This window comes from Stutzerimonas kunmingensis (genome assembly GCF_002929225.1).
In the GTDB taxonomy this organism is placed as follows: domain Bacteria; phylum Pseudomonadota; class Gammaproteobacteria; order Pseudomonadales; family Pseudomonadaceae; genus Stutzerimonas.
In genome coordinates this window covers 1-19,384 of the sequence record NZ_PISM01000019.1, presented here as the reverse complement: position 1 = coordinate 19,384, position 19,384 = coordinate 1, and the positions used below count along the sequence as shown (strand labels likewise).

The 19,384-nt window shown below is 60.4% G+C and carries 15 protein-coding genes and 1 tRNA gene; 9 read left to right on the top strand and 7 right to left on the bottom strand.

Translation table 11 applies throughout. The annotated features are described in order from the left end of the window. Positions 1-76: 76 nt before the first annotated feature. Positions 77-1,183, bottom strand: a complete 1,107-nt coding sequence (locus CW305_RS14410; RefSeq protein ID WP_014821990.1) for a TRAP transporter substrate-binding protein — start codon at positions 1,181-1,183, stop codon at positions 77-79. A gap of 294 nt (positions 1,184-1,477) precedes the next feature. Between CW305_RS14410 and CW305_RS14405 the strand changes: the two genes are divergently transcribed. The 6 genes from CW305_RS14405 to CW305_RS14380 all read left to right on the top strand — a co-directional run bounded on the left by CW305_RS14405 (position 1,478) and on the right by CW305_RS14380 (position 7,177). Further along, entirely contained in the window at positions 1,478-2,029 is a 552-nt protein-coding gene (locus CW305_RS14405; protein WP_023447031.1) for a TRAP transporter small permease subunit, read from the top strand. Beyond that, complete coding sequence (locus CW305_RS14400) at positions 2,022-3,398, top strand: TRAP transporter large permease (protein ID WP_044314272.1); 1,377 nt, start codon at positions 2,022-2,024, stop codon at positions 3,396-3,398. Before CW305_RS14405 ends, CW305_RS14400 begins: the two co-directional genes overlap by 8 nt. Positions 3,399-3,490: 92 nt before the next feature. Further along, the gene (locus CW305_RS14395) at positions 3,491-4,723 is read left to right on the top strand and encodes a methyltransferase (RefSeq protein ID WP_104098214.1); all 1,233 of its coding nucleotides are present in this window, start codon (positions 3,491-3,493) and stop codon (positions 4,721-4,723) included. A gap of 70 nt (positions 4,724-4,793) precedes the next feature. Then, positions 4,794-4,869: transfer RNA gene (locus tag CW305_RS14390), tRNA-Thr, on the top strand. Between the two features lie 223 nt (positions 4,870-5,092). After that, positions 5,093-5,266 (top strand): helix-turn-helix transcriptional regulator, encoded by a 174-nt coding sequence (locus tag CW305_RS14385; protein ID WP_003152828.1) that lies wholly within the window; start codon positions 5,093-5,095, stop codon positions 5,264-5,266. A 123-nt stretch (positions 5,267-5,389) separates the two neighbouring features. Further along, positions 5,390-7,177 (top strand): DUF927 domain-containing protein, encoded by a 1,788-nt coding sequence (locus CW305_RS14380; protein WP_023447028.1) that lies wholly within the window; start codon positions 5,390-5,392, stop codon positions 7,175-7,177. Between the two features lie 687 nt (positions 7,178-7,864). Here the strand turns inward: CW305_RS14380 and CW305_RS14375 are convergent. The 5 genes from CW305_RS14375 to CW305_RS14355 form a co-directional block, all read right to left on the bottom strand. After that, complete coding sequence (locus CW305_RS14375; protein WP_023447027.1) at positions 7,865-9,415, bottom strand: cell envelope integrity TolA family protein; 1,551 nt, start codon at positions 9,413-9,415, stop codon at positions 7,865-7,867. 491 nt (positions 9,416-9,906) lie between these two features. Next, positions 9,907-10,425 (bottom strand): acyloxyacyl hydrolase, encoded by a 519-nt coding sequence (locus CW305_RS14370; RefSeq protein WP_104098213.1) that lies wholly within the window; start codon positions 10,423-10,425, stop codon positions 9,907-9,909. A gap of 71 nt (positions 10,426-10,496) precedes the next feature. After that, on the bottom strand, positions 10,497-11,927 hold the full coding sequence (gene tbtM / locus CW305_RS14365; RefSeq protein ID WP_003296469.1) for a multidrug efflux RND transporter outer membrane channel subunit TbtM: 1,431 nt from the start codon (positions 11,925-11,927) through the stop codon (positions 10,497-10,499). Continuing rightward, positions 11,924-15,064 carry a multidrug efflux RND transporter permease subunit TbtB gene (tbtB, locus tag CW305_RS14360; protein ID WP_104098212.1) on the bottom strand — a complete coding sequence of 1,047 codons (3,141 nt, stop codon included), beginning with the start codon at positions 15,062-15,064 and terminating at the stop codon, positions 11,924-11,926. The genes tbtM and tbtB overlap by 4 nt, the downstream gene beginning before the upstream one ends. 14 nt (positions 15,065-15,078) lie before the next feature. Then, a complete protein-coding gene (locus CW305_RS14355; protein WP_044314269.1) occupies positions 15,079-16,227 on the bottom strand; it encodes an efflux RND transporter periplasmic adaptor subunit in 1,149 nt (382 codons plus the stop codon). Positions 16,228-16,440: 213 nt separating this feature from the next. Here CW305_RS14355 and tbtR point away from each other — a divergent pair, with 213 nt between their 5' ends. Beyond that, a complete protein-coding gene (gene tbtR, locus CW305_RS14350) occupies positions 16,441-17,226 on the top strand; it encodes a tribuytltin resistance regulator TbtR (protein WP_023447021.1) in 786 nt (261 codons plus the stop codon). A gap of 11 nt (positions 17,227-17,237) precedes the next feature. Continuing rightward, the gene (locus tag CW305_RS14345) at positions 17,238-17,879 is read left to right on the top strand and encodes a TetR family transcriptional regulator (RefSeq protein WP_104098211.1); all 642 of its coding nucleotides are present in this window, start codon (positions 17,238-17,240) and stop codon (positions 17,877-17,879) included. A gap of 351 nt (positions 17,880-18,230) precedes the next feature. On the opposite strand, the gene CW305_RS14340 is transcribed toward CW305_RS14345, so the two are convergent. Continuing rightward, a complete protein-coding gene (locus CW305_RS14340) occupies positions 18,231-18,791 on the bottom strand; it encodes a recombinase family protein (RefSeq protein ID WP_023447019.1) in 561 nt (186 codons plus the stop codon). A 250-nt stretch (positions 18,792-19,041) separates the two neighbouring features. On the opposite strand from CW305_RS14340, the gene CW305_RS23900 reads away from it, so the two are divergent. Continuing rightward, positions 19,042-19,176 (top strand): hypothetical protein, encoded by a 135-nt coding sequence (locus tag CW305_RS23900; RefSeq protein WP_281257290.1) that lies wholly within the window; start codon positions 19,042-19,044, stop codon positions 19,174-19,176. Positions 19,177-19,384: the final 208 nt, after the last annotated feature.

Genomic DNA, 19,384 nt, shown 5'->3' with positions numbered 1-19,384 from the left:
TCCATCGCGCGAAGCTCGGGCGCAAAAAAAACGCCACACCGTTGCCGGTGTGGCGTTTTCGCATCCGGGGTAGCTATCAGCCGCGGATGTTGTAGATGTCCTTCTCGTTCAGCTCGGCGTATTCATACAACCGCTTGAGATAGGCACTCTGCTGCTCCCACACCTTGGCCGCCACCGGATCGGCGTTGGCGGAGGCGTCGACCACTTCAGCCGCCACTTCCTTCAGGCGGGACAGCACTTCGTCCGGCAGGCGGCGTACTTCGACGCCCTGCTCGCGCAGTTGCTCCAGCGCTTCCATGTTCTTGGCGTTGTAGTCATCGAGCATGTCGCCGTTGACGTCACGCGCCGCGGCACGAACGATGGCCTTCAGATCATCCGGCAGGGTTTCCCAGGCCTTGAGATTGACGTCCAGCTCGAAGGTGACGTTCGGCTCCTGCCAGCCCGGGGTGTAGTAGTACTTGGAAGCCTTGTGCAGGCCCAGGGCCAGATCGTTGTACGGGCCGATCCACTCGGTGGCGTCGATCGCGCCGGTCTGCAGGGCGGTGAAGATCTCGCCAGCCGGCATGTTCACCACGGTACCGCCCATCTTGGTCAGCACTTCGCCGCCCAGGCCCGGGGTACGCATCTTCAGACCCTTGAAGTCGTCGACCGAATTGATTTCCTTGTTGAACCAGCCGGCGGTCTGCACGCCGGTGGCACCACAGGCCATCGGCAGTACGCCGTAGGGCTTGTAGACCTCTTCCCACAGCTGCATGCCGCCGCCACGATGCAGCCAGGCATTCATTTCCTGCGCGTTCGGGCCGAACGGCAGGGCGCAGAAGAACTGCGCGGCCGGGACCTTGCCTTTCCAGTAGTAAGGTGCGCCATGACCCATTTCGGCGGTGCCGCGCGATACCGCGTCGAACACTTCCAGCGCCGGGACCAGCTCGCCGGCGGCATAGACCTTGACCTTCAGCCGGCCACCGCTCATTTCGTTGACCAGATTGGCGAAGCGCTCGGCACCGACGCCTACGCCAGGGAAGTTCTTCGGCCAGGAGGTGACCATCTTCCAGTTGAATGTCTGCTGTTCGCTGGCCTGCTTGCTTTCGCCCGCTGCCGGCTTCTCGCTCTTGTCATTGCAGCCAGCCAGAGCGGTTGCCGCCAGGCCTACGCCAGCGGCGGTGAGAATGTCACGACGTTTCATGAGGTTACTCCTTGTTATTTGTTCTTATTGCGCAACGGCAAGGCTACGCTTTTTGCCGGACCGCCTTGCGCCTTTCGTTCCGTTTCGAGTCCCTGAGTCAGGCTGACCGCTGACTCGTACGGCGAAACCTGCGCCGGAAATGCATCCGCCACTCCGGGCTCGACTAACATTAGAGCCTCCGGCGCCTCAAGCCTAGCGCATAAGCTAAAAGTCGTAGGCCGATTGCTGCAAGACGCCAGTACTGCAAGAATCGCCCTCTCCCGCCAACCTTGCGTCTCCTAAGAAGGACTACAAATGTCCCAGAGCCCCCCGCCCCTGCTGCGCGTGGCTGGTCTCATCGATGCGTTCAACATGCGCCTCGGCCAGCTCTGTGCCTGGATCACCCTGTTTCTCGTCATCGGTACCGCCGTCGTGGTGGTCCTGCGCTACGGTTTCGGCATCGGCGCCATCGCCCTGCAGGAAGCAGTGATGTACGGCCATGCACTGGTGTTCATGGGCGCCGCCGCCTGGACCCTGCAGCGCAACGGCCACGTTCGCGTCGACATCTTCTATCAGAAGTTCAGCAGTCGCAGGCAGACCGTCGTCGATGGTCTTGGCCACCTGCTTTTTCTGCTACCGGTCTGCCTGTTCCTCGGCTGGAACAGCTGGGACTACGTCACCAGTTCCTGGGCAACTCACGAAGGTTCCAACGAGTCGGGCGGGCTGAAGTTCGTCTACCTGCAGAAGAGCATCATCCTGCTGCTGGTCGGCAGCCTAGCCCTGCAGGGCCTTTCCGACCTGATCAAGGCCGGCTACCGCTTGGCCGGTCGTTTGCCTGAAGCAGAGCAGGAGGTGAAGCATGGGTGAGATCATGGCCATCCTGCTGTTCATCAGCATCTGCTTCGCCCTGATGTCCGGGTACCCGGTCGCCTTCACCCTTGGCGGCATGGCACTCCTGTTCGCCGGCATCGGCGTGGTCACCGGCTCGTTCGACGTGGGTTATCTGCACGCGTTGCCGAACCGCATCTTCGGCATCATGAACAACCAGACGATGCTGGCGGTACCGCTGTTCGTCTTCATGGGGGTGATGCTGGAGAAATCGCGCGTCGCCGAAGACCTGCTGGAATCGATGTCGCGGCTGTTCGGCACCATGCGTGGCGGCCTGGCGATTTCGGTCTGCGTGGTCGGCGCGCTGCTTGCGGCCAGTACCGGTATCGTCGGCGCCACCGTGGTCACCATGGGCCTGCTGGCACTGCCGACGATGCTGCGTCGCGGCTACGACCCGGCGATCGCTACCGGCACCCTCGCCGCCACCGGCACCCTCGGTCAGATCATTCCACCCTCGATCATCCTGGTCCTGCTCGGCGATGTGATGTCCAGCGCTTTCCAGCAGGCACAGCTGAAGATGGGCATCTTCTCGCCGAAGACCGTGTCGGTCGGCGACCTGTTCGTCGGCGCGCTGATCCCGGGCCTGGTGCTGGTCGGCATGTACATCCTCTACCTCATCGCGGTAGCGATCTTCCAGCCGAAGAAGCTGCCCGCCTTGCCGCAGGAAGAACTGGGGCCGATCGAATGGGGCAAGCTGATCGGTGCGCTGCTGCCACCACTGGCGCTGATCACCGCAGTGCTCGGCTCGATTCTCGCTGGTTACGCCACACCGACCGAGGCTGCGGCGATCGGTGCCCTGGGCGCGACCTTGCTGTCGATCGCCAAGGGCCAGCTGAATTTCGCCCAGCTCAAGCAGGTAGCCTTCGGCACCACCGAAATCACCTCCATGGTGTTCCTCATCCTCATCGGTGCGTCGCTGTTCTCCCTGGTATTCCGCGGCTTTGGCGGTGAAGCGCTGATCGAAGATGCCCTGCATTCGCTGCCTGGCGGTGTGCTCGGCGCCTTCCTGGTGGTGATGCTGGTCATCTTCCTGCTGGGCTTCATTCTCGATTTCATCGAGATCATCTTCGTGGTGGTGCCCATCGTCGGCCCGATCCTGCTGGCCATGGGCCTGGACCCGGTCTGGCTCGGCGTGATGTTCGCCATCAACCTGCAGACCTCGTTCCTCACCCCTCCCTTCGGCTTCTCGCTGTTCTACCTGCGCGGCGTCACACCCCGCAGCGTACCGACCAGTGTGATGTACAAGGGCGTGCTGCCGTTCATCCTGATCCAGATCGGCATGCTGGTGGTGGCCTACATGTGGCCCGGAATCGTTACCTGGCTTCCGGAACAGGTCTACGGCCAGTAACTGCAACTGCAACGCCCGTCCCTCGACGGGCGTTGTGCTTCCTACCGCGGCATCCCGCTACAATCGGCTCCCGCCCGAACGCCTGCCCGCCGATGACAGCCTCCCCTTCTCTGCTCGAACGCTTCCAGGCACTCGACCGTTTCCTGAGCGAGCACCAGGCTCTCTGGCGCCCACGCCCATTCGTTAGCCGAAGCCTGCCGTGGGAAAACAACTATCCGGAACTCGCCGCCTGGCTGCGAGCACGCTCCCTGGCCGACGCCGAAGCCGCGCACAACCAGCCAGGCGAACTCGCCGCACCGGCACCTTTCCCGCAGCTGGCTGCGATTGCCTGCGAGCTGAGCCAGATCGACGAACTGCCCGCAAGCGAGCCGCCGGCTGTGACTCATCGCCAGAACCTCGACATACCGGGACGCAAATCGCTGCAGATCCAGGCGTTCGGCGCGCGCCTGCACTTTCGCGAAACGCCGCGGCACTGGCTCGACTGGTGCTCCGGTAAAGGTCATCTCGGCCGGCATCTGGCCAGATACGGCGCGGCACTGACCTGCCTTGAGTGGGACGAAGCGCTGGTCAACGCCGGCGACCAGCTGAGCGAACGACTCGGCGTCGAGGCGACGCACCGCTGCCAGGATGTGCTGGCGTCCGATGCAGGGGACCAGCTGCACGCCACGCATACGCCAGTCGCCCTGCATGCCTGCGGCGACCTGCATGTTCGCCTGCTGCAACTGGCCGTCGCCAAACAATGCCGTCAGCTTGCGGTGGCACCCTGCTGCTACAACCGCATCACCGATGAGCAGTACATCCCACTGTCACAGGCAGCCAGAGCTTCGTCCTTGCAGCTCACGCGCGATGACCTCGGTTTGCCCTTGAGCGAAACCGTCACCGCGGGCGCACGCGAACGGCGCAACCGCGACCAGTCCATGGCCTGGCGCTTGGGCTTCGATACCCTGCAGCGCCGCCTGCGCCAGCTGGACGAATATCTGCCGACCCCGTCGCTGCCCGGCGCCTGGCTGAAGAAAGACTTCGCCGACTACTGCCACGACCTCGCCACGCTCAAGCAACTACCCGCGCCCGGTGACGAGGACTGGCCGGCACTGGAGCGCACAGGCTGGCAGCGCCTAGCCGAAGTTCGCAACCTGGAACTGGTGCGCGGCCTGTTCCGCCGCCCGCTCGAACTCTGGCTGTTGCTCGACCGAGCATTACTGCTGGAAGAACAGGGCTACCGCGTTCGCCTGGGCACCTTCTGCCCCAGCCAACTGACGCCGCGCAACCTGCTCTTGCTCGCCGAACTCGACGCGCCCGCGCAGAATGTGAAGCGGCCTGAATAAGCCACTGCAAGTCACCGTAACCAAACGGTTTACTCGCCGCGCGCAATGGATATAATGGCGACCCTCAAATGCCGGTATAGCTCAGCTGGTAGAGCAACTGACTTGTAATCAGTAGGTCCCGGGTTCGACTCCTGGTGCCGGCACCATAGAAATCAACGACTTAGGCTCACCGCAAGGTGGGCCTTTTTCGTTTCTGCTCAACACTTTGCTCAACACATCCCCCGACGCTATCCCTCGTTCGACAAATTGAGGCGCTTCTCTGAGCTATCGTGGCGAAATCCTAAACCTACAACAATGTGGTCGAATTCCAGCCCAAAAAGCTTTCACAGAACGGCACAGTGTTTCTACACATCACGAGGAGCACCTGCCATGCCACACGAAATCTTCCTGACTAGCGCCGAGCTCTGTCAGCTGCTGCGCTGCAGCAGCACGACCCTCTGGCGTATGCGACAGAACCCCGGTTTTCCGCAACCACGCCACTTTGGGCGGCGCCTTTTGTGGTTGCGCAGGGACGTGGAACACTTCCTCACGCTCGAAGCCTGACGCCCGCCTCGCCCTCTAATCGAGCCACTGCGGTCTAGAGGGCCGTCCCAATCTTTTTTCTATCGAAGCCAGTCATTTATGGCTTTGCGGGCTCCCTTGCGCGCGAAAAATGAGGAATACGGTATGAACGCCTCAGAGAAACAGCCCAAGACACGATCCTGCGCGACTATTAACGTCACCCCGCTGGCCCCGGCAGCTACAAAAATCGCTATTCCAAAAAACGGCTACAGCGTGCACGACACTGAGATCACCTATAACGGACAGCGGTTCTATCCAGGTGTCTGGATGCACTACAGCACCAGGACAGAAGAGGGTGAAGAAACCGCCCGCCACGAATGGCTGTGCGGCCCGTTGCATGTGGACGCGATTACCCGCAACTCAACGTGCAGCGAAGGTTACGGCCGGTTGCTCCGTTTTACTAATTTGGATGGCAAAGAGCTTTCGTGGGCCTTGCCCTCCGAGCTTCTTGCTGGCCGGCCGGAGCGGATCGTTTCTACCCTGTTCAATCGGGGGCTCAAAATCGACCACTCTCAACAACGAGAAATCGTGAGTTACATCGCCAGCCAGCACCCGCAGAGCCGGGTCATCTCCACCGCAACAACGGGTTGGCTCGGCGATAAGCTTTTCGTCACCCCGCTCGAAAGCGTCGGCACGGGTGATGCGATTTTTCAGTCCGAAAGCTCGTCGAATGGTGAGTACGGCAAAGCCGGCACACTAGAAGGCTGGCAGCAGTCCATCAGCGCAATCCTGCCGGGCAATCCACTTTTTCAGTTGGGCATTGGCGCGTCACTTGCGGGCACGCTGCTAGCGCCTCTACGAGTTTACTCAGGGTGCGGCTTTCACCTGCTCTGGGACAGTTCCAACGGAAAAACCACCATCGTGATGTGTGCCGCTTCGGTCTGGGGGCACGGAAACAAATTCATGCGGAAGTGGGCTGCTTCAGGCAGCGGCTTGGAGGGTCTATCTGCTCTGCGAAACGATTGCCTTGTGCCGCTCGACGAGCTGGGACAGGCCAATCCGGCCATCGTGGGCGAGGTGGTATATGCCATCGTGGATGGAGTCGGGAAACAGCGTGCTGAGCCCACCGGCGCTGCACGCAAGATCCGCCGGTGGCTAGCGATATTGCTGTCGAGTGGTGAGATAACGCTCGAAACCAAGATGCGCGAGGCGGGAAAGCCTGTCCGCGCCGGTCAGGAAGTTCGTCTGGTAACGGTTTCGGCAGGGCGAACTTACGGTGCTTGGGACAACCTCCACAATCACCTCAGTGGACAGGCTCTGTCCGATGCACGCCAGAAGGCCAGCGGGGTTCACTATGGCCACGCCGGTCCAGCATTCGTACGGCGACTGATCGAGCATGGCGATACGGAAAAGCTGCCAGACCTGCTGGATACGATCCAGAAGCGCTTTCACCCGACCTCCAGCCAGGCTGCTCGCGTAGCAAGGAATTTTGCGATCCTCGCTCTGGCGCTGGAGCTCGCCACAACCTACGGTTTGCTACCGCTAACCGAGGGCGAAGGGACCAACAGCATGGTGGAGCTCTTTGAAAGCTGGCAGGCCGGGCGTGGGGAAGGTCCCAGCGAGGATCGGCAGATCCTGCGCGCCATCGCCGATTTCATCGACCGCCACGGCGGCAGCCGCTTTCAGTCCACAGCCGTAGGTGCAGAAGCTGTTCGTGACCGCGCGGGCTATTGGGAGCGCACCGCCAGCGGACGCATCTACCTATTCACTCGCGGCGGCCTTCAGGATGCCACCCAAGACTTCGAGCTGACTCGTGTGCTGCGCACACTGGACTCTGTGGGGGCGATCATCAAGAAGGAGCCAGGCAAGCTGCAGCACAGGAAGCGGCTCCCGGACGGCAGCAATCCAGGGCTCTATTGGATTGATCCGGCACGCTTGGAGCATGTTGGCTAGTTGCAGTGTTCTATTTTGGTGGGGGAACGCAGGGAACAGCGGGATCAGCCCGTATTCATGGGGTCTGCGCTTGCTTCCTCCAGCGGGTCGGCACAGGGAACGCCGGGAACATAAGAGAAGGAATTACTCCCTCGGCTCCCTACTGGAAGCCGGCATAGGGAACCGCTACAAGCCCCACCACTCCTGCGCTGTCCCTGTGCTCACTGTGCTCCCTGCTCATAAAGCACATATACCTAAGCCCGTCTCCTTGCAGACAGCCGCATCTTAAAGTCTACACATGAGCCTGCCTTCCAATCGATTCCGACCACCGCCGCCTCTTTGCATGGATGGTGGCCCCAGATGCAGCCTTGGCAGCAATGACCGGAACCGCCCACATGAACGCCGTAGAAATTGAACAAGCCATTGATCCTCGACCTGGCCAGCCAGCCTTTCAGGAGCTGGAAACTCTTCCTACGCTAGCCAGGCGTGCCCTGGCACGGTGCCGGACCTGAACTCCTCCTCTGGCTGGGAAGCTTTTCCCTACCAGGGACAGACTGTACCCCCTACGCCGAAGCCAGCAGGTACTCATACAGGGGGTCCTACTGATGCCGATTGTCGGCCAGAAGCGGCCGGGCAGCAGCGCTCATAACGGCGGCGCGTCGTCACCCCCGAATGCATTTGCAATGCCCGCACACTCGCCGCTCAGCGTTATTCGCGTAAGAAAATCTCGATGCTGCCCTGCTTACGCGGCTCAAAGATGCACCTCGCCGTGTAGCCGATCTCCGTACCAAAAACGTTCTTGGCATCAAAGTTTAAAAGCACCTGGACGTTCCCGGTGGTCTTGGCGGTCGTTGCACTGGTACCAGTGAAACTGTGGAAGTTGACCGAGCTCGGAATGGTCGCGCTCCGTTTCGTCATGTCCCTACACGCAACAATGGCCTCACCTTCGTCCCAAGAGTTTTCTGCCTGTGTACGCACCTCGGCACCGCTCTTAAGGTCAGCCTCGGTCAGGTAGATCCGGTTCTCGTTGGCGCAGTCAATGAAGAACTTGAGTGATCGCAGCGTGCTTTCGTCGCTGAGCTGGACATTCTCGACGTAGTCGCATTTGCCGCTGTCAATCACGCGCTCAGCCGCTGTGCGGCGGAAGTTTTTAATCTCCGTTAGCCGGCTTCGATATTTGGCCGTGAGCTTCGGATACTGTGCCGAAGTGTACTCGTCGATCGCGTAGTCTCGGATGCGAGCGGTGTAGTTCTCCTGGCGCTTCCGCTCGGCCTTGGCAGCGGCCTCCTTGGTTTCGAAGAATTCCTTTTTCAGTTCGTATTCACCCTTGAGCGCGACCAGATCAGAATCAGAAACCGCGCTGTACTTGTCCAGGATCGCTTTCGCGTCCGAAAATCGCTCTTCTTGGATAGCCCGACTTAGGTTTTCGAGGACCTCTAAGCGCTTCGCCGCGAACTCATTGGCGGCTTGAGCCTCTACCGCCAGCCTTTTCTGTTCGGTATCCACGCGACGCTGCTCGGCAACTCTCTGCTGCTCAATCGCCCGCTGCTTTTGCTGTTCGGCAAGGAGGGCCTGGCTCTCGTCGTAGACCGCCTGGGCATGCTGGAAGTAGGAGATGTTGGCCAGTAACACGATGCCCAGAATCGCCCAAATTCCGAGATTGTATCGGTCGTACCACGGTGCTTTCTGTACCATTTTCTGGTGTGTCAGCGGGTTGAACACCAAGCCGGCAACCAGCATCAGCAAGCCCCCCAGCCAGCCTTGGTGGATGGCGGTGTAGACCGCGACGGCGACGAACACTATCGAGAAAAGCCAGCGGGCCGGGATCAACAACTTTTCAGCCTCGCCGGCCGGCTGGATCGCGCCGGCTGCATACTCTTCGACTGGGAACTGACGGGGGAACACATCGCCGTCCAACAGTTGGAGAAGCATGGTCGTGGCGAATTGGTGGAAGACAGCCTGATCGGCCCGGGTTCTGATGAAACCCTCGACCTTCGGGCGGACGACCATAGTGATGAACTTGTCGAGCTCAGCTTTCCACTTCGAGTCGTCGACGACCTGATATCCCTTATCTTCGACCAGCAAAACCGACTTGTCTTTCAGCTCAACGTAATGCGTTTCAACGGCGGCCATCACCGCCTTGCCGTAGGCGATCGCCTTTTTCTTGGTCTGCATCGCAGCCAGTTGCTCACGGGTCAGCCAGAAAAGGTAAGCACCCAGCGCCAGCAGCACCAGAACGAGATAGAGCTTGGGACTCATGCTGAACTCCTTTTCAGAGCATCTGTTTGTGGTTCCTTTGCACACACACCATAGCATTCTGCCAGCAGCGGAAGCTCGCCTGCATTAGTAGTTGTCGTTACATATCCGAGAAAGCGTGGGGCTGTGGGAAAAGGCAAAAGGGGCCAGATTTACTTTCCTAACCTTAACGCCCGCTCTTGGCCGGATAGCGCCCTTCCACCGCCGGCACCATGCGGCAGGCATTTTTCTGAGTTCGGATCTCATTGATGTGCTGCCAATTGCGACTGGACGATATTCCGTAGTCCATCAGGTTACCGCCTCTAAGTTGTAGACGAGCTCACCAGCAGTTTGCTGCGGTGCGACAGGTCACGAATGATCAGTAATTGCGGGGGAACAACACAGAGGGCAGCGCGCAGACGAAATCGCTGCGACACAACGTACTAGGTATAAGGGACAATTGCGGCAAGGTGATTACCACGTTGCGACTCCGTCCGGCGCAGAAGCCCCAGATATCAGAAGGCTTTGTTGTAGAACAATGAGTAGGATTCGATTCCGTCGTTCGGCTGTTTGATGCCGGCATTGGAATAATGGATGGCGCGTATGCCGACCTTTTGCTCGTGCGGCAGCTTCAGGCCGGCGCCGATGCGGTCTTCGAAGTTGAACGAGGACCCCAATTGCTGCTCGCCGACATCGGTCTTGGAGAAGAATGCCACGCCAATCCCGGCTTCGAAGAAGGGCGTGTATTTGAAGCCGCTGAACTCATAGACGAACACCGGGGCGAAGGACAGCGAGTGCGCACCGCTGTAGTCGTCACCGCCCTCCCAGTAGGTATAGGCGGCGTCCCAATAGCCGGTTAGCTGGCCGGTACCGCTGTTCAGCCAGGTCTTGTCCCAGTCGAACGCCAGGCCGGCGCGGTAGCTCATGTCACCTTGACCGGTCATGCCCAGCGCGCCGGAAAACTCGGCGGCGCCAGCGGTGGCTGTGCCGGTAAGAAGTGCGATTGCCAACGACAGTGCGAAGCGGATTTTCATGCTTTCTCTCCTCTGGCTTTCCAAAACAATCAAACGTTGTCATAGCGGCCGGCGTAACGCCGACCGCCTTTTTATTGCGCGGACTCGTCGCGGTGCGCGATGTTCTCCGTCCATCCGCCGCCGAGCGCTCGGAACAGCTGCACCTCGCTGTTGAGCTGCAGCAGTCGGTCGCTGAGCAGCTGTTGCTGGGCAGAGAACAGTTCGCGTTGCGCATCGAGCACGGCCAAGTAGTTGTCGACACCCTCGTCATAGCGCTGCTGCGCCAGTTCCAGGTATTCCTGGGTGGTAGTGGTCAGGTCGGCCTGGGCCTGCAGCTGTTCTTCGAAGGTGCCGCGTGCGGCCAGGCCATCGGCGACTTCGCGGAATGCGGTCTGGATGGTCTGTTCGTACTCGGCGATGTTGATGTCCTTCTGCACCTCGGCGTAATCGAGGTTGGCCTTGAGCCGGCCGGCGGTGAAGATCGGGATGTTGATCTGTGGCATGAAACTCCAGGTGCCCGAACCGCCCTCGAACAGGCCGTCTAGCTCACCGCTCAGGGTGCCGGCGGCGGCTGTCAGGCGGATGCTCGGGAAGAACGCCGCGCGTGCTGCGCCAATGTTGGCGTTGGCCGCATGCAGGCGAAACTCGGCTGCGATGATATCCGGGCGGCGTAGCAGCAGGTCGGCCGGCATGCCCACCGGCAATTCTGCGAACATGCGATCACTGCCGGGTTCATCCGTGATATCGGCCGGCAGCTCGGTGCCGAGCAACAGGCGCAGCAGGTTGGCATCCTGCGCGACCAGGCGCGAATAGCGGGCGAACTGCACGCGCGCCTGCTCCACCAGGCTGCGGGCCTGACGCACATCCAATGCCGATGCCGTGCCAACGTCGTGGGCGGCCTGCACCAGGCTCAGGCTTTTGCCATAGCTGTAGAGCGTGTCGTGGGTCAGCTCCAGCAGGCCCTGATCGGTGCGCCAGGTCAGGTAGGCCATCGCGACCTCGCTGACCAGCCCGATCTGCACGCTGCGTTGCGCCTCCTCGGTTGCCAGGTAGCGCGCCAGCGCGCCTTCCTCCAGGCTGCGCAGGCGACCGAAGAAGTCCAGCTCGTAGGCACTGACGCCAAGCGTTACACCGTACTGGCTGGCGATACCCGCCTCGCCGGTGTTCGCCAGGTCGGCCGGCAGACGCTGGCGCTGGCCGCTGCCGTCGATGCCGATGCTGGGGAACAGGTCGGAGCGGCTGATGCGGTATTGCGCGCGGTAGGCTTCGACGTTGAGCGCCGCCTGACGCAGGTCGCGGTTGTTTTCCAGCGAGAGGCCGATCAGGCGTTGCAGGGTCGGATCGACGAAGAACTGCCGCCAACCCAGCTCCGTGGCAGTGGTGCTCGCCGACACGCCCTGATCATAGGCCGCGCCTTCCGGCCACTGCGCCTGCACCGGCATGTCCGGGCGCTGGTAGTCCGGAATCAGGCTGCAGCCGGACAGCGCCAGCGTCATCGCGACGGTCAGATGCTTGAGTCTCATGCGGATTCTCCTTCGCCATCGGCCTGAGCCTTCTTGCGGCCTTCGAACAACTTGACCACCACCACATAGAACAGCGGCACGAAGAACACCGCGAGCACCGTGGCGGTGATCATCCCGCCGACCACGCCGGTAGCGACCGAGTGCTGGCTGCCGGCACCGGCGCCACTGGCCAGAGCCATGGGCAATACACCGAAGGTAAAGGCCAAGGAAGTCATGACGATCGGTCGCAGCCGCAGCCTGGCCGCATGAACGGCAGCATCGACCAGCGGCATGCCTTCCTTCTCATACAAATCCTTGGCGAACTCGACGATGAGGATGGCGTTCTTCGCCGACAGGCCGACCGTGGTCATCAGGCCAATCTGGAAGTAGACGTCGGCGTTCAGTTCACGCATTAGCGTGGCAAGTACCGCGCCGAGAATGCCCAGCGGAACCACCATCATCACCGACACCGGTACCGACCAGCTTTCATAAAGTGCAGCCAGGCAGAGGAACACGATTAGCACAGTCAGCGCATAAAGCATGGGCGCCTGGTCACCGGTCTGGATTTCCTCGTAGGACAGGCCGGTGTAGCTCAGGCCAATGCCGGGGGGCAGTTCCTTCATAATCTCGGCGATGGCGACCATGGCGTCGCCGGTGCTGTAGCCGGGTGCCGGCTCGCCGAGGATTGCCAGCGAAGAGATGCCGCCGTAGCGTTCCAGCTTCGGCGAGCCAAACACCCACTCGCCGGTGGCGAAGGCCGAGAAGGGCACCATCTCACCGAGGGTATTGCGCACGTACCACTTGCCGAAGTCTTCCGGCGAGATGCGCGAATCGTCTTGGCCCTGGATGTAGACACGCTTGACCCGGCCCTGGTCGATGAAGTCGTTGACGTACATCGAACCCCAGGCCGCGCTCATGGTTTCGTTGATCGAGGCGATGCTGACCTGCAGGGCGCGGGCTTTCTCGTCATTGATATTGACCTGGAACTGCGGCTCGTCGTCCTTGCCGTTGGGGCGCACCGCACGCAGATGCGGATGCTCGTTGGTCAACTGCAAGAACTGGTTGCGTGCGTCCATCAATGCTTCGTGGCCGAGGCCGGCGTTGTCCTGCAGATACAGGTTGAAGCCCATGGCGTTACCCATTTCCAGGATCGCCGGCGGCACGAAGGCCATGACGGTGGCGTCCTTGACCTGAGCGAAGTGGGCGTTGGCGCGCTCGGCGATGCTGAACACGTCTTGGCCCTCGGCCGAGCGCTGGTCCCAGTCCTTGAGCATGACCAGGCTGAGGCCCGAGTTCTGCCCGCGGCCGGCGAAGTTGAAGCCGTTGACGTTCAGCACGTGCTCGATCAGCTCGTCTTCCTCGCTCTTCAGGTAGTCCTGCACCTGGGTGAGGACCGCTTCGGTGCGCTCGGCGGACGAGTTCACCGGCATCCGCACCTCCACCATCATCAACCCCTGGTCCTCGTTGGGCAGGAACGCCTTGGGAATCTGGGTGAACAGGTAGCCAGTGCCGGCGGTGATCAGCACGAACGCCAGCAGGTAGCGGCCGCGATGCTTGAGCATGCCGCCCACGCCGCGCTCGAAGCGGTTGGTGCCGCGGTCGAAGATGCGGTTGAACCAGCCGAAGAAGCCTTTTTTCTCGTGATGGGCATCGCCCTTGGGCTTCTTCAGGAGGGTGGCGCACAGCGCCGGGGTGAAGATCAGTGCCACCAGTACCGAGAGGCTCATGCAGAGCACGATCGTCACGGCGAACTGCTTGTAGATGATGCCTGCCGAGCCGCCAAAGAAGGCCATGGGCACGAACACTGCCGAGAGCACCAAGCCGATACCCACCAGCGCACCCTGGATCTGCCCCATGGATTTGCGCGTGGCTTCCAGTGGTGTCAGCCCTTCCTCATGCATCAGGCGCTCGACGTTTTCCACCACCACGATGGCGTCGTCCACCAGCAGGCCGATGGCCAATACCATGGCGTACATGGTCAGCACGTTGATACTGATGCCGAAGTAGGGCAGCAGCGCGAAGGCGCCGAGCAGCACCACCGGCACCGCCAGGGTCGGAATCAGCGTGGCGCGGAAGTTCTGCAGGAACAGGTACATCACCAAAAAGACCAGCACCACCGCTTCGATGATGGTGTGGATCACCGAACTGATCGAGGCCTCCACCACTGGCGTGGTGTCGTAGGGATAGATCACCTCGATGCCTTCGGGCAGATAGACTTTCTGCTTCTCCATCTCGGCCTTCACGGCTTCTACGGTTTCAAGCAGGTTACCGCCGGAGGCCAGACGCAGGGCCAGGCCGGCCGAAGGCTTGCCGTTATGGGTACTCGAGATAGAGAAGTTGTCGGCACCCAGCGCGACCTCAGCCACGTCCTTGACGCGGATCTGCGAGCCGTCGGTTTTGACCTTGACCAGGATCTCCTCGAATTCGGCAGGAGTGGTCATGCGAGTCTTACCCAGCACCGTGGCGTTGAGCTGCACACCGGTGCGGGTCGGCAAACCGCCGAGCTGGCCGGAGGAGACCTGTACGTTCTGCTCGCGGATAGCGTCGGCAACATCGCCTGGAGTCAGCTGGTAACTGTTGAGCTTGGCCGGATCAAGCCAGATGCGCATGGCATTGGGTGAGCCGAACAACATGTAGTCACCCACGCCGTCGATGCGCGAAATCGGGTCCTGCAACTGCGAAGCGATCACGTTGCCGAGGTCGAAGTTGCTCATCTTGCCGGTGCTGTCCGCCAGCCCGATGATCAGGAAGAAGTTCTGCTGGTACTTCACCACGCGCAGCCCTTGGCGCTGCACTTCCTCAGGCAGCCTGGGTGTAGCCAGCTGCAGTTTGTTCTGCACCTGGACCTGGGCGATATCCGGGTCGGTGCCCTGCTCGAAGGTCACGATGATGGTCATGCTGCCGTCGGAGGCGCTTTCGGCGGACATGTAGCGGAAGCCGTCGAGGCCGCTGAGTTGCTGCTCGATCACCTGCACCACGGTGTCCTGCACGGTCTGCGCCGAGGCGCCGGGATAGGACACAGCGATGGCGACGGCCGGGGCGGCGATGTTGGGATACTGGCTGATGGGCATCTTCACCAGCGACAACGCGCCGGCGAGCATGGCGACAATGGCCAGCACCCAGGCGAAGATCGGCCGGTCGATGAAAAAACGGGACATGAACGTCTAGCTCCTCAGTGGGCCGTGGCGGCAGTGGGCTCGCCAAACTCGGAAACCAGATGGACGTTGCTGGCCTCCACCGGCTTTACCGTGACGCCACTGCGGGCGTGCTGGGTGCCTTCGGTGATCACACGTTCGCCGTCGGCGAGGCCCTTGCCGATCAGCCAAGCATTACCGACGGTGCGCAGGGTCTCGACTTCGCGCTTCTCGACGCTGTTGTCCTGCTTGACCACCCAGACGCTGGGAACGCCGCGTGTATCGCGGCTCACAGCCTGCTGCGGCACCAGCAGCGCATCCTGCTGGGTGCCTTCCTTGAGCAGCGCATGCACGAACATGCCCGGCAACAACTTGCGGTCCGGGTTGGGGAACTCGGCGCGCAGGGTCACCGAGCCGGTGGTCGGGTCGACACTGACCTCGGAGAACTTCAGGGTGCCCGGCAGCCGGTAGGCGCTACCATCGTCCAGCGTCAGACTGACGTCGGCCTGGTTATCTCCAGAACTTTGCAGGCGACCTGATTCCAATGCGCGACGCAGGCCGAGCAGGTTGGTGATTGGCTGGTTGACGTCGACGTAGATCGGATCGAGCTGGGTAACGGTCGCCAGCTCCTGCACCTGGCCATTGGTGACCAGCGCGCCCTCGGTGACGGCCGAACGGCCGATGCGCCCGGAGATCGGCGCCAGCACCTTGGTGTACTGCACGTCAATGCGCGCGACCTGCACCTCGGCCTGAGCCTGCTTCCACGCAGCCATGGCGTCATCGTATTGCTGGCGGCTAACCGCGCTGGTCTTAAGCAACCGTTCATAGCGCTGGGCTAGGTTCTCGGCAGTGGTCAGGTTGGCCTCGGCGCGCGCCAGTCGCGCCTCGTAGGTGCGCGGATCGATTTGGTACAGCTGCTGGCCCTTCTTGACTTCCGTGCCTTCGGTGAACAGGCGCTGCTGGAGGATACCGGTTACCTGCGGCCTGACCTCGGCGATGCGGTAGGCGCTGGTGCGCCCAGGCAGATCGGTGGTCAGCGTCAACGCCTGTGCCTCGACCCGATAGACCCCCACTTCCGGCGGCGGCGCTGCGGTTTGCGCCTTGTCCGACTCCACGCAGCCGGCCAGCAGCAGTGCCGCCAGCGGAATGGAATGCCATACGCGCGATTTAGCTTTTCGGTGATTCACCTGTTGCCTCTCCCTCAAATGCACAAAGTCTGTACCATATAGCAGTCCAGTGTATCACTATGCGATTCAGTAGAGACAGTTCGGAATATGTAACAGGCCTGAACAAAGCACTGGCAACTCCGGTCCGCAGCGTTAAAGAATGCCTGTTCACTCTTGCGAGGCTGCTGGAAAATGCCCCCAACCCAAGTGGGCGCATTACATTAAGAGGACGCCATGACACAGACAGACCAGGCCGCTGAAGCCGGCCGGCACAACGGTATTCAGGTAATCGCCCGCGCAGGAGCGATCATGCGGGCCCTGGGCGACAACCCCCAGGGACTGAGCCTGGCCGCCATCGCGCAGATCGTCGACCTGCCCCGCTCCACGGTGCAGCGCATCATCACCGCGCTGGAGGCCGAGTACCTGGTCGAGACCCTTGGCCCCAGTGGCGGCTTCCGCCTGGGGCCGGCACTCGGGCAGTTGATCAGCCAGACCCAGACGGACATCATCACGTTGCTCAAGCCCTACATGCTTGAGCTCTCTGAGCAGTTGGGCGAGTCGGTTTGCGTCAGCACGCTGGTCGGCGCGAAAGCCTACGTGGTCGACCGCGTCGTGGCCGAGCGTGAGCTACGTGTCGTGTTTCCCATTGGTATCAAGGCGCCGGCCTACGCGACTGCGAGCGGCAAGGCGCTGCTGGCGGTCCTGGCCGATGAGTGGCTGCAACAGCTGCTGCCCGACCCGTTGCCGATCGTAACTCCATGCACGCCTGACCGGATTACGCTGCTTGAGCAGCTCGGCCAGATCGCTGAGGGCGCCGTTGCCGAAGAGCATGGCGAGCTGATTGAAGGACTCAGCTCGTTTGCGATCACGCTGGAAACCTATTTGGGTCGGTACTCGATCGCAATCGTCGGACCGACAGCGCGACTAGTGACTCGACGTGAGCCATTTCAGCAGGCGCTGCGTCGCTGCCAGCAGAGCGTCGAGCGGGCGATCGGTCGGCGCGCCACGCATACATCCTGAGAGGCGAAAGCATGGCCAGACGAACCGCCGCTGAAGCGGAGCTGACCCGACGCAAGATTCTCATGGCTGCCAATGAAGTGTTCTGGGATGAGGGGGTCGATAACGCCGCGTTGGCGACGGTGGCCAAGATGGCGGGCGTCACACGCGGTGCGGTCTATTGGCATTTCAAGGACAAGCACGCCATCTTGAACGCGCTGTTCGACGAGTTGTCGATTCCGCTTCGACAGCCGGTGCCTCGCAATGCCTGCCTTGACAACGCATGGACGTGGCTGGCGCGCGTTCTGCTGAATACGATTGGCGACGACACGGCTCGAAAGCTCTCGAGCATCATGTTCCTTCAAGGACCTACAGGCGAATGCGGAATCATTTGGAACGGCTTAACACGGCTCCGCAAGCAGTTCATGCGGCAAATTGCAGTCATCCTCGAGTCCGCTTCTAGAAATGGAGAAATTTCTCCAGACATAAATCTTGAAATGGTCGAGGCGCTATTTCAAAGCGCTATCAGCGGTCTTTTATATGAGTGCCTGCAACAGCCAGAGAACAAAGAGTCGCTAATACGTTCTGTGCTCGAATCACTGCTATGTCTGATCAAGTCGCCACCTGAACATTTGTTAAAAGTGTCTGTGGCATCAGAAAATTTCCCGAACTCATGAGGGAGCGGAGTTCTTACCTGCCGCCAGCCACGTCTTGAACTAGATAGAGTGTTCAACGTAATTGAGGTCTGTCGGCGGCGCATCTCGAAAGGGCATGGTATGCAGCGAAACTGTCTGGCGCACGCAAGCGCAAGCTGCGGTGATGCCTCTAAACGCTGCAGGAAAATGATTGATTTAAACCGCTATACGTTTCTATACGGTTCTATGCGTTGGCCTGTACCTAAAACGCGCCACACCCATTTACGCCCAGCTTAAGAGCTGGCTGGACGAGAATGGCATTGAGATGGAGGGGGTTTGAAGCTCTTCCCCTGGATGGGAAGCTTTTCCCTACCAGGGATAAGGTTGTATTCGCTACGCCGGAGCCCGCAGATACTCATAGAGGGTGGCTCGGCTGATGCCGAACTCGCGTGCCAGAGCAGCTTTTGGCTCACGGGCTTCAACGCGGTGCCTCAGCTCTTGGATCCTGCTGTCGCTCAGCGCTTTTTTCCTCCCTCGATAGACGCCGCGCAGTTTCGCCAGGGAAATACCCTCTAGCTGCCGCTCACGAATCAGTGCCCGCTCGAATTCCGCGAAAGCCCCCATGACCGATAGCAGCAGGTTAGCCATTGGCGAATCTTCCCCAGTAAACGCCATCGATTCCTTCACGAACTCAATGCGCACTCCCCGCCCGGTGAGGTGATGCACCATGCGCCGCAAGTCATCGAGGTTACGGGCTAACCGGTCCATGCTATGCACGACCAAAGTGTCGCCCTCACGAACGTAACTGAGCAACGCTTCAAGCTGCGGACGCTGGGTGTCTTTGCCGGAAGCTTTGTCGATGAACACCTTGCTTACCTGAACGCCTTCCAGTTGACGATCCGGGTTCTGATCGAGCGTACTGACCCGTATGTAACCAATGCGTTGTCCGTGCATGCTACCTCCCAGCAAATTGTGTATAGCTGAGATCCTAAAGGCAGTCAGACAGATGCCAAATTATTGGATAACCAACCCTATCCAGACAGATTTTCGCTGCGTTTCGGGGTGTCAGGTTAGGGTATACGTCAAGCGGTCACTGAATTACGGCACCGGCCAGAAGCGGGCATTTATAGTAGGAATTTTATCTATCCTCTTTCCACGATGATTAAACGTACTCGGCCGATCCAAGAGCGATCCGGGTAAGTGGATGCAGGAAGCAGACAAAAAAATTTGCGAGGCGGAAGGGAAGAAGGGAAAAAGGGAAAAAGGGAAAAAGGGAAAAAGGGAAAAAGGGAAAAAGGGAAAAACAATGCTTCAATTGGTTAGAATTGAAACTTTTTAAATTAATTAGAAGGAGATTGAACAATTAAAAGCCCAAAGCATGTATATACCCTGGGCTATAAGAGAAGACTCAAGACTATCTAAGGAAGGTCTGAAAAAGCCGCCTGTTTTTTGACCGACTTCAGCCCTTGCCGATTTTGAAAGCGGCAAATCGATCAAAACCCGCCCGATCACCCGCTCATTTCTTGGTTTTTAGCCGCTGCGAGCTT

What these genes read in the sequence shown, in the direction of transcription:
- CW305_RS14340 (WP_023447019.1), bottom strand. Translation starts at nt 18,791, where the DNA reads ATGCACGGACAACGCATTGGTTACATACGGGTCAGTACGCTCGATCAG.
- CW305_RS14375 (WP_023447027.1), bottom strand. Translation starts at nt 9,415, where the DNA reads ATGAGTCCCAAGCTCTATCTCGTTCTGGTGCTGCTGGCGCTGGGTGCT.
- tbtR (WP_023447021.1), top strand. Translation starts at nt 16,441, where the DNA reads ATGACACAGACAGACCAGGCCGCTGAAGCCGGCCGGCACAACGGTATT.
- CW305_RS14400 (WP_044314272.1), top strand. Translation starts at nt 2,022, where the DNA reads ATGGGTGAGATCATGGCCATCCTGCTGTTCATCAGCATCTGCTTCGCC.
- tbtM (WP_003296469.1), bottom strand. Translation starts at nt 11,927, where the DNA reads ATGAGACTCAAGCATCTGACCGTCGCGATGACGCTGGCGCTGTCCGGC.
- CW305_RS14345 (WP_104098211.1), top strand. Translation starts at nt 17,238, where the DNA reads ATGGCCAGACGAACCGCCGCTGAAGCGGAGCTGACCCGACGCAAGATT.
- CW305_RS14385 (WP_003152828.1), top strand. Translation starts at nt 5,093, where the DNA reads ATGCCACACGAAATCTTCCTGACTAGCGCCGAGCTCTGTCAGCTGCTG.
- CW305_RS14395 (WP_104098214.1), top strand. Translation starts at nt 3,491, where the DNA reads ATGACAGCCTCCCCTTCTCTGCTCGAACGCTTCCAGGCACTCGACCGT.
- CW305_RS23900 (WP_281257290.1), top strand. Translation starts at nt 19,042, where the DNA reads ATGCAGGAAGCAGACAAAAAAATTTGCGAGGCGGAAGGGAAGAAGGGA.
- CW305_RS14410 (WP_014821990.1), bottom strand. Translation starts at nt 1,183, where the DNA reads ATGAAACGTCGTGACATTCTCACCGCCGCTGGCGTAGGCCTGGCGGCA.
- CW305_RS14380 (WP_023447028.1), top strand. Translation starts at nt 5,390, where the DNA reads ATGAACGCCTCAGAGAAACAGCCCAAGACACGATCCTGCGCGACTATT.
- CW305_RS14405 (WP_023447031.1), top strand. Translation starts at nt 1,478, where the DNA reads ATGTCCCAGAGCCCCCCGCCCCTGCTGCGCGTGGCTGGTCTCATCGAT.
- CW305_RS14370 (WP_104098213.1), bottom strand. Translation starts at nt 10,425, where the DNA reads ATGAAAATCCGCTTCGCACTGTCGTTGGCAATCGCACTTCTTACCGGC.
- tbtB (WP_104098212.1), bottom strand. Translation starts at nt 15,064, where the DNA reads ATGTCCCGTTTTTTCATCGACCGGCCGATCTTCGCCTGGGTGCTGGCC.